9 protein-coding genes are annotated in these 13239 nt (G+C 36.6%); 6 read left to right on the top strand and 3 right to left on the bottom strand.

Annotated features, from left to right (window positions below; genetic code table 11):
- Positions 1–63: 63 nt before the first annotated feature.
- The 4 genes from ACTSKG_RS08135 to ACTSKG_RS08120 all read left to right on the top strand — a co-directional run bounded on the left by ACTSKG_RS08135 (position 64) and on the right by ACTSKG_RS08120 (position 5847).
- Positions 64–1461, top strand: a complete 1398-nt coding sequence (locus ACTSKG_RS08135; protein WP_464757674.1) for an amino acid permease — start codon at positions 64–66, stop codon at positions 1459–1461.
- A gap of 102 nt (positions 1462–1563) precedes the next feature.
- On the top strand, positions 1564–3162 hold the full coding sequence (locus ACTSKG_RS08130; RefSeq protein WP_464757673.1) for a M20/M25/M40 family metallo-hydrolase: 1599 nt from the start codon (positions 1564–1566) through the stop codon (positions 3160–3162).
- Between the two features lie 499 nt (positions 3163–3661).
- Positions 3662–5038, top strand: a complete 1377-nt coding sequence (gene gdhA, locus ACTSKG_RS08125) for an NADP-specific glutamate dehydrogenase (protein WP_464757995.1) — start codon at positions 3662–3664, stop codon at positions 5036–5038.
- A gap of 323 nt (positions 5039–5361) precedes the next feature.
- Positions 5362–5847, top strand: a complete 486-nt coding sequence (locus ACTSKG_RS08120; RefSeq protein WP_464757671.1) for a C40 family peptidase — start codon at positions 5362–5364, stop codon at positions 5845–5847.
- A gap of 109 nt (positions 5848–5956) precedes the next feature.
- Here the strand turns inward: ACTSKG_RS08120 and ACTSKG_RS08115 are convergent, their stop codons facing one another.
- Positions 5957–7045, bottom strand: a complete 1089-nt coding sequence (locus ACTSKG_RS08115; RefSeq protein WP_464757669.1) for a CdaR family transcriptional regulator — start codon at positions 7043–7045, stop codon at positions 5957–5959.
- 127 nt (positions 7046–7172) lie between these two features.
- Here ACTSKG_RS08115 and ACTSKG_RS08110 point away from each other — a divergent pair, with 127 nt between their 5' ends.
- Together ACTSKG_RS08110 and ACTSKG_RS08105 are read left to right on the top strand one after the other, a co-directional pair.
- Entirely contained in the window at positions 7173–8303 is a 1131-nt protein-coding gene (locus tag ACTSKG_RS08110) for a glycerate kinase (protein ID WP_464757667.1), read from the top strand.
- Between the two features lie 16 nt (positions 8304–8319).
- Positions 8320–9663 (top strand): GntP family permease, encoded by a 1344-nt coding sequence (locus ACTSKG_RS08105; RefSeq protein WP_464757666.1) that lies wholly within the window; start codon positions 8320–8322, stop codon positions 9661–9663.
- 90 nt (positions 9664–9753) lie between these two features.
- On the opposite strand, the gene ACTSKG_RS08100 is transcribed toward ACTSKG_RS08105, so the two are convergent.
- The gene (locus ACTSKG_RS08100) at positions 9754–11241 is read right to left on the bottom strand and encodes an S-layer homology domain-containing protein (protein ID WP_464757665.1); all 1488 of its coding nucleotides are present in this window, start codon (positions 11239–11241) and stop codon (positions 9754–9756) included.
- Positions 11242–11323: 82 nt separating this feature from the next.
- Positions 11324–12952: a hypothetical protein gene (locus tag ACTSKG_RS08095; protein WP_464757663.1), complete on the bottom strand. Its 1629-nt coding sequence runs from the start codon at positions 12950–12952 to the stop codon at positions 11324–11326.
- Positions 12953–13239 lie beyond the last annotated feature (287 nt).

Genomic DNA, 13239 nt, shown 5'->3' with positions numbered 1-13239 from the left:
ACACAAATTGGACACTATTCTGAATATTGTTTGAGGGTGACTGGGATAAAGGGGGAAAGTGTTATGGCGAATATTGGGGAACAAGTGGTGCAAGGAGATTTATTAAACAGATCGATGAAGAGCCGCCATTTATTTATGCTTTCTCTTGGGGGAGTAATTGGGACGGGCCTATTTTTAAATGCTGGATACACGATTAATCAAGCGGGTCCAGGGGGAGCCATAGTTGGTTACTTATTTGGAGGATTAATCTTATATATGGTTATGATTTGTTTGGGAGAACTTGCCGTTTATATGCCGGTAACTGGTTCTTTCCAAACATATGCAACTCGTTTTATTAGTCCGTCTGCAGGGTTTTCACTTGGATGGATGTACTTTGTCGGTTCTGCTGCTACGGCAGGGGTAGAGTTTACTGCCGCCGGAATACTCATGAAGCATTGGTTTCCTGATGTTCCAGTTTGGATATGGTGTGCTCTATTTATGGTTTTATTATTTTCGTTAAATGCTCTATCGACAAAAGCATTTGCGGAAACAGAGTTTTGGTTAGCAGGTATTAAGGTAGTTGCGGTAGTTTTGTTTATAATCATTGGTGTTGGAGCTATTTTCGGTCTTATTCCACTGGAAGATAGAGCGACACCAGCACTTACAAACTTGGCACCTTCCGGATTATTTCCAGCAGGAATTGCGATTGTTTTTGTGACAATGATGAACGTTATTTTCTCTTACCAAGGTTCGGAGATGGTAGGGATTGCTGCAGGGGAAACGGAAGATCCTCAAAAGAATATTCCAAAAGCTATTCGCACAATTTTAATAAGAATAGTCGTGTTTTATATTGCTTCAATTATCGTATTGTCTGCAATTTTTCCAGCATCGGAACTTGGTTTGCTCGAAAGTCCATTTGTTACTTTAATGAATATCGCTGGTATTCCATTTGCAGGTAGTATTATGAACTTTGTAATTTTGACAGCAATTTTGTCTGTTGGGAATTCATGTTTATATGCATCTACTCGACTATTATGGTCGATGGCGAAAGAAGGAATGGCACCAAAATTATTTGGTAGACTTTCTAAACGAAAAGTACCATTAAATGCATTAATTTTCACTATGGTATTCTCTTTATTTTCTTTATTAACTAGTGTAATGGAAGCGGATGCAGTGTTCGTATTATTGATGTCAATCGCAGGTATTGCTGTTACTATTTCTTGGATGGGCATTGCTACTTCTCAGTTAATGTTCCGCAAAAAATATTTACAAGCCGGTGGGAAATTAGAAGAATTAAAATATAAAGTTCCATTTTATCCTTTAGTACCAATTGTTTGTATAGGATTTTGTTTAATGATTTTAGTATTTTTAGCTTTCGATCCAGAACAAAGAATAGGGCTTTATTATGGAGTAGGTTTTTTCATAGCGTGTATGCTATTCTATAAACTGAGATTAGAAAAAAAGAATAATCAGTCAGCATAAGAAATATATAAGTGCCAGGCACGACACAAATCGGACTGAACTCCGATCGTTCAGAACAGTGTCTGTGTCTGGCACTAGAACTTTGTGAGGGAGAAATTCATTATGAAACAACTATTTTGGGAAACGCCTGAAAAACTTCGAGCATTGTTATGTGAACTCGTAAGTTGGAATAGTATTACACTTACGGAAGGTGAAACAAAGTTTGCTCCGAAAGTGATTGATAAATTAAGAGAGTTAAAATATTTTAATGAGCATCCGAGCCACTTGCAGTTGCATGATGCAGGACTTGGAAGACATGCTGTTACTGCTTTATATAAACATCCTGAGGCGACGGAGACAGTCGTACTTATTAGTCATTTTGATACAGTTCAAACAGAAGAGTACGGTGTTTTAGAACCACTTGCATATTTTCCAGAGGAACTGACGAAAAAACTTTTAGAAAATCCAGCTGATTTACCTGAGTCTGCTCGAATCGATTTGGAAACAGGAAAGTATTTATTTGGTCGAGGCACGATGGATATGAAAATGGGGTTAGCACTTCATATGCAGCTTATTGAAAGAGCTAGTGTAGAACAGTGGCCAATCAATCTTATTTTAACTACTGTACCAGATGAGGAAGTGAACTCAGCAGGAATGCGTGCTGCAGTTACGCAGCTAGTTCGTTTACGCGAGGAATTTGGTTTAACTTATAAGTTATTCCTAAATAGCGAGCCATGTTTCTCACAAAGTCCAACGGATATTGATGAATATATCTATTCCGGAACTATTGGGAAGATTATGCCGGCTGCTTTATTTTACGGAAAAGAAACGCATGTTGGGGAGCCAATGAAAGGGATGACGGCGAACTATATTGCATCTTATTTGACACAACGTATGGAGTGGAATTCATTATTCCGCGAGACGGATCTTGGTGAAAGTACGCCACTTCCGGTTTCATTGCAACAAAAAGATTTAAAAATGTCGTATTCAACGCAAACTCCTTATCGTGCAGTGGCTCTATATAATGTGTTCTTGCTGAAGCGTACGGCAAATGAAGTAATGGATCTTTTCGAGCAAGTTGCAACGGAAGCAATGGATGAGTTGAATAAAAACTATCAAGTGATTTGCGAACGCGAGCAAGTTACAGGAATAGGACAAGTGAAAGTTCTTCGCTACGAACAACTACTTGCATATGCAAATAAAAAATTAGGAACCGAAGAAGTAGAACGCTTAAAACAAGAAGCACTTCAGCAAGAAGATTGGGACGATCGTGAAAAATCTCTACGTATCGTCGATGATCTAATGATTCAGTGCCAAGAGTTAGCACCAGCAACTGTAATTCTATTTGCACCACCATATTACCCAGCAGTAAATACATCCAACCATCCGCTTGTCATAGAATCGGTAGAATTAATGAAACAATCTGCACAATCGTTCAACAATACAGTTAACCAAATTCACTATTTCAATGGTATTTGTGATTTAAGTTATGTCAATTACGAAGACGAGGGCAATGGATGGACTGCATTCGAAAGTAACACACCAGTATGGGGCGACACATACAGCATTCCATTCGAGGATATGGCCAAGTTAAAAGGACCAGTATTAAATGTTGGACCATTCGGAAAAGATGCACACCAAAGAACAGAACGTCTACATGTTGACAGCGCATTCGTCGAATTGCCTGTCATGCTAGAAACACTAATCAAAAGCCTCTATTAATGGGATAAGTGACTCCAAAGCAAAAATGCTTGGAGTCACTTTTTTATATTTAGAAAAACATTATAAAAATACCCCATGGGATTATTACAGAGGTGTTACTGGTGCCTGGCACCAGTAATAACTCTGTAACAATTGCTTCTTTTTTGGAAGGTTGTCTTTTGTGAAGATAGAATATTTATAGTTCTGGATGCATATTTATAACAAACTTTTTATATTTATGTTGAAAGTTTTTTGAATTTTCGAGATAATGGAAAAGTAATTAAAATTAGAGAGCAGCAGTAGAAAGATTAACATTCTAGCAATATTAGTAGCAACTTGCTAAATTCGAGGAGCACATCCCTTCTGCGACGAGTAACCGCAGGAGCACATCCCTTCTGCGACGAGTAACCGCAGGAGCAACGGGTTTTCCTGCGACGAGCTTTGCGCAGGAGCAACTACCTATTAGCATATGATTAGAGTGATACTTTTTCGGCGCTTTAAAAGATGGGGGAGAACAATGATGAGATTGCAAAGAGATGTGGAGCAAAGAAACAGAGCAAATGATTATGTGCATGAAGTCTATGAATTGGTAAAGAAACGCAATCCAGGCGAGAAAGAATTTTTGCAGGCGACTCGTGAAATTTTTGATTCCCTTCGTCCAATATTTTTAAAACATCCTACGTTTATTCATAACGGAATTTTAGAACGTATTACGGAACCCGACCGAGTTATTACTTTTCGTGTAGCTTGGGAAGATGATACTGGGAAAGTACAAGTGAACCGTGGTTTCCGTGTTCAATTTAATAATAGTCTTGGCCCATATAAAGGTGGAATTCGTTTTCATCCTACTGTAAATAGTAGTATTATGAAGTTTCTTGCTTTTGAACAGACATTCAAAAATGCGTTGACCGGTCAGCCAATTGGTGGAGGAAAGGGTGGTTCCGATTTCGATCCTAAAGGTAAGTCGGAGCGCGAGATTATGCGTTTTACACAAAGTTTTATAACAGAATTGAGTAAATATATAGGTGCTGATATGGATGTTCCGGCAGGGGATATTGGTGTTGGCAAAAGAGAAATCGGCTATATGTTTGGACAGTATAATCGTTTAAAAGGTGGTTATGAGGCGGGGGTATTCACAGGTAAAGATCCAAATCATGGAGGAAGCTTAGGGAGAAAAGAAGCGACTGGATATGGGTGTGTTTATTTTGTGGAAGAAATGCTCAAGGAAGCAGGAAGTAGCTTTGCAGGAAAAAGGGTTATAGTTTCTGGTTCGGGTAATGTGGCTACCTATGCGATGGAAAAAGCAATTGAGCTCGGCTCAAAAGTATTGGCTTGTAGTGATTCTAACGGATATATTTATGATCCAAACGGAATTGACGTACAAACTGTAATTCAATTGAAAGAATTAGATAATAAAAGAATTCAGGAGTACACAAAATTTCATAAACAATCCACGTATCATGAAGGTTGCACAGGCATTTGGTCAATCCCTTGCGATATTGCTTTACCTTGTGCAACTCAAAATGAACTAAATGAGGCAGATGCTGCATTACTTATTGAAAATGGAGTAAAAGCCGTCGGGGAAGGAGCAAATATGCCTTGTACGGAGGAAGCGGTTCTTGCGTTTCAAGCAAATGGAGTATTATTTGGTCCAGCAAAAGCAGCGAATGCAGGGGGAGTGGCAGTATCTGCAATGGAAATGTCACAGAACAGTATGCGTATTTCTTGGACGGTAGAAGAAGTTGATGAAAAGTTAAAGAGTATTATGAAGAATATATATGCAAGTTGCCATGATGCGGCAAATAGTTTTGGATATCCAGGAAATCTAGTAGTTGGTGCAAATATAGCGGGATTTTTAAAAGTAGCAGATGCCATGGTCTCTCATGGTATACACTAATAGAAAAGGATCTTTTCTAAAGTCGATATTGACTGTAGAAAGGTCCTTTTTGTTTTTTGAGAAGCCAGGCACCGAAACTATATGCCTAATAGAAATTTTCTCTTTTGTATAAACAAACACGATTGTTCGAACATTCACGTTAGTTTGGGTGCCTGGCACCAGTAACATTTCTGTAGTGGTATTAGACGTTTTATGTAATAGAATTGTTACACAACTGTAAAATCACAACGGTTTAGTTCGTGTTAGTATGGGTATAGAGAGATTTTCAAACAATTTTTGTAAGAACGTTTTTCGAATTTAAAGCTTTTGGAGGAACATGAGATTTGACTTCTTTGTTTAAAAAAATCATTACTATCTTTAGTTTAACTGTAGTTTTAGCCGCGGGAACATTTGCAGGAAATACAGAAGCAGCAAGCTCTGTAGCATCGACTCAAATCGTATCGAGTGCGAAAAGTCTAGTAGGAATTAAATATCGTACTGGTGGAACAACGAAGGCAGGATTTGACTGTTCAGGATACGTAGGGTATGTTTACAAACAACACGGAGTTTATTTACCAAGAACAGCAGCAGGAATGTACAGCACAGGAACATCCGTGAAAAAATCTAATTTAGCCGTGGGAGACTTAGTTTTCTTTAACACAACAGGTAAAGGCGTATCCCATGTTGGCATGTACATAGGTAGTGGAAAATTTATTCATGCTTCTACATCAAAAGGTGTTAGAGTTGATAAATTAAATGACCCATATTACTGGGGTTCAAAGTATGTTGGAGCTAAAAAAGTAGCAAAAGTAGCTGTAGCAAGAAAATAATTTTAAATGATAAAACCGTTTCGGCAAATATGCTGAAACGGTTTTTTATATTCTTTATAGCTTTTATCAATGTGCAAACTCTTCGCAACATGAGAATTTCCAACAGGTCTCACATATCCCTAGGTGCTAGACACCACAAGGCAATTTGGAGGACGATGGCATCTTGGAAAACAGATGGATTGTAACTGGTTAGCTCGCATATTTTTTTTAATCGATACGTGAGTGTATGCCGGTGGATATCTAATGTCTCCGCACATATTGCAAGCTGTTGGTTGCAATTAAAATATTCCTGTAAAGTTTGAAGCAGTTTGTCGCTTAAATTTTTTAGAATCCGATTTGTAAAGTGTTGTGCTTCTTTAGAGTCGTGCTTTTTTAATAAAGAGTATAGTTCCACTTCTTCGAAATAAATAATTCCTTTACTAGAAGTTCCATGTTTTAAAGCAACTTTAGCGGTTTGGTAAGCATAATGAACTTCTTCAAGGGTGTGAACGGCTTGACCTATTCCAATTGGAAGCGCATTATACTTTTTTAAATTAGACGCAAGCATGGCAACTTTTTTCTTAAAGGATTTATCATCAAGTCCAGAAGTTAGAATAAAATGTTCATTTAAATGATAATGTCCTACTAAAATAGAATGGCTTTGAAAAAAGTATTCGATTCCTTGTAAGATAGTTTGATAGGATTTTGATTCTGGACTAATTTCAAACATTATTGTATTAAATGGCGATTGATTAATAAATCCTATCTTATTAATCCGTTCATATATAACTTTCTGAAGAGGCTGCCCACTCATTAATTCTTCAAAAACCATTTCTTGCATTTTTCGTTTCCATTCTCTTTCGGAGACAATTAGTGCCTGGTGCACCATCATTTCCGTTGTGAGTTGGACTAACGTTGCAATCTCCTCTATTTCTGTAGGATTTCCTGTAATGCCAATGATGCCGACAAGTTCATTTTGAAAAAATATTGGCAAATTAATTCCCGGTTTCGTCTTGGGAAATAAGTGTTTATTTTCTTCTGTAATCCACAATGCACTTTTCGTTTCTGCAACGATAACGGCCCCTTCATGTATACTATCTACTCGCAATTGATCACCAGAGGCAAGTATCATTCCATTTGTCTGCATAACATTTATATTTCGGTTAAGCCTTAGCATTGTTTGGTCGACAATCTGATTAGCGATCTGTTTTGTAATCATAGAACCTCCCGCAAGTATAAAAATAGTTCTGTTATAATAAAGTGCTTTTATACATTAAGTATAATGTAAATCTTTTAAATAATCACTATACTTCTATGTAAGCGCTTAACTAAAAGGAGGTGTTTACGTGAAAATCATTGTTAGCCCTGATTCTTTCAAAGGTTCATTAACAGCATCAGAGGCAGCTCAAGAAATTTCTGCAGGTATTAAAGAAATTGACTCCATGATTGAAACTGTACTTTTGCCTATAGCAGATGGCGGAGAAGGTACGCTTGAGCCACTGATAAGTGCTACAAATGGACAAACAGTATATGTGGATGTCCATGATCCAGTCGGTCGCAAAATACATGTAGAGTACGGTGTTCTTGGGGATGGAGAAACATGTGTCATTGAGATGGCGAAAGCATCTGGCTTAACGCTGTTAAAGGAACATGAAAAAAATCCGCTAATTGCATCTACATATGGAACTGGTGAAATAATTCGTCATGCATTGGAAAACGGGTATCGTAAGTTTGTCGTTGGTATTGGTGGCAGTGCAACGAATGATGGTGGAACAGGTATGCTTCAAGCGTTGGGAATGAAATTTCGAAACGAATTAGGAGAAGAAATTGCAAAAGGGGCAGATTCATTAAAAGATCTAGTAGAGATTGACCCCCAAGATTTTGATACTCGAGTTCAGGAATCGCACTTTATAATCGCTTGTGATGTGGACAATCCATTAATAGGTCCAACTGGTGCTACTGCTATTTTCGGACCACAAAAAGGAGTCACGCCTGATTTAGTAGAAAAGTTAGATCAAAATCTATTAAATTTAGCAAATAAAGTGGAAAGTTTAACTGGTATTTCGCTTCATGATCAACCTGGAGCAGGTGCAGCAGGAGGGTTAGGTGGGGCTTTTCTAGCATTTTTTCAAGTTGAATTAAAACCAGGTATTGAAGTAGTAATGGAAGCAATCGACTTTCACAGACAAATAAAAGATGCAGATTTCATCTTTACAGGGGAAGGGAAATCAGATCTTCAAACACTTTCTGGCAAGGCGCCTATCGGGATAGCAAATGCTGCAAAAGAGCAAGGCATTCCAGTTGTTTTAATATCAGGTTTCATTGAGCAAGAAAGTATTCCGCAATTATCTCCTTATTTTTATAAGCTTGCGAGTGTTGCAGATGGAACTATTTCTCAAGAAGAGTCCATCGATAAAGCTGCATATTATTTACGATTGAGAACGAAGGAAATTATGCAATCTATCTTAGAAAAATAAAAAAGTGGTGTGACAAATGTTATTTTTAGTGATTTTACTTGGTGTAATTTTAGTTGTAGTAGCAACAGCTGTGTTTAAACTTCATCCATTTTTAGCTTTATTAATTAGTGCGTTTTTCGTAGGTATTGCTTCTGGAATGCCATTACTTACAGTAGTGGAAAACGTAAACACAGGATTCGGTGGACTCATGACGAGTATCGGGTTAGTGATTGTTGCCGGAACAATTATTGGTGTTATATTGGAGAAATCTGGTGCTGCTTATCGTATGGCAGAAGTGGTGCTTCGTGTTTTAGGGGAGAAGCGACCACAGCTTGCAATGTCTATTATCGGATATATTGTTTCGATACCGGTATTTTGTGATTCAGGTTATATTATTCTATCAAGCTTGAAAAAATCTTTAGCAAAGAGAGCAAAAGTGAAAGTGGCTTCCATGACGATTGCTTTATCAACAGGTTTATTTGCCACACATACGCTTGTTCCACCAACTCCAGGTCCGATTGCGGCTGCGGGAAATATTGGAGCTTCAGATTATTTAGGAACAATCATTTTAGTTGGATTATTTGTAGCCATTCCAGCGGTTATCGTTGGTTATCTGTGGGCAATAAAAGTTGGAACAAAAATTGATGTGGAAGCGGATTATGAAGAAGCACTGGATTATGACGAAGTGATCAAATCTTTCGGCAAAATGCCTTCTACATTTAAATCGTTTTTACCAATAGTATTACCAATTGTGTTAATCGGAATCGGATCCGTAGCTGCACTAACTGGCAGTGACTCTGAATTTATGAATTTCTTACGGTTTTTAGGTGCCCCAACAGTAGCACTATTATTTGGTGTATTGGCTGCATTTTTATTATTACCTGAAATCAGCGAAAAAACTTTGTCAGGATGGATTGGAGAAAGCTTGAAAGAAGCAGCTCCTATTCTATTAATAACAGGTGCTGGGGGATCATTCGGTACAGTAATTAAAAACTCGGGCGTTGCAGATCAATTACAACAAATGGACTTAGGAGCACTTGCAAACGGTGCATTATTCTTGCTAGTTCCATTCCTAATTGCGGCAGCATTAAAAACTGCACAAGGTTCTTCAACTGCGGCACTTGTTATTACTTCGTCTTTAATTGCCCCAATGTTACCTACTTTAGGTATTGACGGAGCAATGCCACTTGCCCTAGTAGTTATGGCGATTGGCGCAGGTGCAATGACAGTGAGCCACGTAAACGACAGTTATTTCTGGGTAGTTACACAGTTCAGCGGAATGAAAGTAACAGATGCATACAAAGCTCAAACAATGGCAACCTTACTACAAGGCATCACAACCATAATAGTTACCATCATCCTCTGGCTAATATTCGTATAATTACAAAATTGTTACTGGTGCCAGGCACCCGTAACAATTCTGTAACAAAAAAATCACCTCTGATACTTTTTGGGTATCGGAGGTGATTTTTTAGTTGAAGTATAGCATGTCATCGCGATAGTTTTGTTTTAGGTCTGATTCTAAGAAGTTTAAGTAACGCACAAGAAGTTGTGAAGCTTTTCCTCTAGTTAATACTTCGTTTGCGTTAATACGGTTCTTCTTGTCAGGCTCAATCAGTCCAAGCTCACTTGCGACATAGATGCTGTCTTTTGCTCCTTTCGGAATTTTGTTATCATCGATAAATTTTGTTTTGTATCCAGGACTTGGAGCACGACCCTCTAATCCTAAAGAATAAACTATAATAGTTGCAGCTTGTGCTCGTGTGATGGAATCTTTTGCACCAAATTTCTTTGTATTGACTGGGCTAACAATGCCTTTGTTTAATGCACTTTCAATATATACATAGTTAGGGTCTTTTGGATCTAAGTCTTCAAATAATGCTTTTTTCACGGTATTTTTGTTTGTTGGTTTTGCTTCTAGAACACGTAAATCAACTGCTTTTGCAACACTTATCGTAAACTGATCTTTTTTCATTGCTGCATCAGGTGAAAAGAAGTTACTTGATTCGTCGAAAATTCCAAGAGAATATAACTTTTCGATATTAGGCTTTGACCAGTGGTTCGCTATGTCACGGAATTTTGGAACAATGAGTCGCTCTATTTTTGGTGTTTTATCTTTATTTAAATAATAGTTTCCGGTAGTAGGACCGCCGTAAGGGTAAGGATCACTAGCAGTACGGAAAGGAATATTATACGTATATTCCGAAACCATATTGGAAGAACTGATTACTGCATGTCCACCAACAAAGCTTGAAAGAGATGGAGTATGTGGTTCATATTCCAACACTCTAGATTTACTATCCGATACTTTGCTCGTTACAAATGCAGTTCCATCTGGAGTTTCTATTTCATAATCTACAAATTGAGTGTCGGTTGAACCCCAAAAGTTTTTATATCCAACATCTCGACCCGTCATATAAACAGTAATTTTCTCATTTTTTGTTGTCTTACCATCCTTGGAACTTTTAAGATAAATCTTACGAGCAATTACATTGCCAGAATAATAATCGGTAGCAGGTCGATTATCGATAACAGAGCCTTGTGAAAATTGATAGTCATCTAGTGTATATGTACTTTTATCAGCCATTGTTACTTTTTCTGTATAACTTTTTACGACTGTGTTAGAAGTAGTTTGTCCTTTTTTTTCATAATTCTTTAAGTCTGAAACGTACACAACGTTGCGTGTTAATTTATCACCATTTACACTCGTTAAAGTAAATTTATATGTAGATGTCAATTGGTTTTTACTTTCTTTTTCAGTGATAGTAGCTTTACCGGTAAATTTTACAGGATAACCTGCTAGAAAAAATACTTCTTCGTACATATATTCATCTAGAATCCCACCATTAAAATCAGGAACTTTCGCAGATGCGGTTGGAGTTACAAGAGTAATTACTAATAAAATAGTTGCAATTAAAATAGAAATTCTTTTTATATAGTGTTTAAATAAAATATTCATTGGGGTAGTCTTACCTCTTTCCGTTTTTATTATAAAAATGAAAGGCATGTAAACGATTTATTCATTCACATGCCCACATTAATTAATCTACTAATATAATACGAGCTGTTGAATATGATTCGTGAATAATAAATAATCGATCATTCTCGTTTATCATATCAATAGAAATAACTTTACCTTCTTTAATAAAAGTAGCTTGGCTAACGTCGAAATAATTTATTGGATTGTTTTTTGTCCAATTTCCGTTATTCCATTGGCTAACATCTTTCAAATCAATAGAGGAATATGACTTGGACTGTAGACGTCCAACTGAAACATAAGGAGCAGGACTACCACTTCCAATAATGTGAGCGGCTACCACATGATTATCCTTCACATAGAAATAAGCATATTTGTTCGTGCTATACGTAAAGTTCTTAGTGAAACTATTATAATCTTCTACGACAACAGTATCATTACTAATATTCAAAGTAGTAGACTTTGAAGTAGAGTACCAATAATTATTCAATAGTCTACTAACATCCGTAAGTAGTAATTGGTTAGTACCAACGCTGCTAATTTGTCCAAAGAACACTTCATGGTTTGACAAGCTAGGACTTTGGAATCCGTCATTTGTGATATGAATAATATTTGCATATTGAGATGAACTTCCACCGTTCGTAATTACAAATGCATCACCACTTTGTGCTAGTGCACTAGGATCAACTAAACGACCATTCCGAATAATGATAGTACCTTTGTGGTAAGAAATACTTCCATTACTAGAAAGTCTAATTTTTTGAGCAGATGTATCAACCGAATATAATTGATCATGGATGGTTCGCTCGTTCGATTGCTTAATAATTATTTTTTGAATAACTTCTTTATCTAGTTGCTTAATCGTTACATAGTAAACTTCATTATTTACATAAGAACGTAATTGAGAAGGATCAATTGTTTTATTTCCTACGTAAATAGGCGTTTTTGCTGTGAATGGTTTCGAAGTAAATCCCTTTGAGACTGAATTTACCAGTTGCCAGTCCCAATTTTGAAAAACTTTCTCATCTTTCACAAGGAGCTTTTTTTGATTTGCATCAATTTGTTGAATTGTTCCTTTGTAAATATGTTCCACTTGAATCCCTTCGACAATTATTTCAATGGATGAAAGTATATCAGAATCGTATTCTGTAAGATTAAGTTTAACGCGATCTCCCTTAAACAATACGCTTAAATCTACAAGTTTTGTATCTTTAAAAACTTGTGTATCTTGATCCAAATAAAATCTCTTCGATTGCTTATTCTTTAAATTAATCGAAATGAACTTACCATTTCGATCAATTTCATTTACAGTTCCAGTTATGTTTTCCCCTATTGCATTGGAATTTCCTTGTGGAATATCTGCAAAGCCACGAAGTTCTGTTACTTTTCGTAAATCGACGGATGCTTGTACCCACATTCCTTCTTTAAATGCATCGATAGTTGTAGTAGTGGAATTAATAAAAAGTGGCGTATATTTATCAATATTTAATGTAATAGTTTTACCGTTATCATTTATCAACGTAATTTTTGCTAATTTTTTTTCTGTTGTTTTGCCACTTAGCACAACTTCTTCATAAGTAACATCCACGAACATTCCATCTACTATTGTAGAAGCATTTGCGGTAGTAGTAACGGAGAAGCTTGTGAACAATAAAACAATAATGGTTAATATGTATATTGAATACTTAAACAAATAAAGTGCCTCCTATCTAATTTGTATTTTTCTATATACGTGGTATATCGGTAGAAAACAGCCAATTGTTATATAAATATGAGAATTCTCTTATTACTAAAGTCGGATTTTGTAAGCATTTCGGGAAATGAGGAATCCATCTCGTTCCAAAAAGATAACCTAAATTTTATGAAAATAATTTGGAAAAGGTATTTCTAATTTTTTAAAAAGTAGTATAATTGCATATAATATATTGCACACAAAAGAAGTTGCAGTAATCATAATAATTGATAGGGGAAAAGTACGTC

The organism is Psychrobacillus syltrankelensis, assembly GCF_055454035.1.
This window is presented reverse-complemented; position numbering and strand designations above follow the sequence as displayed.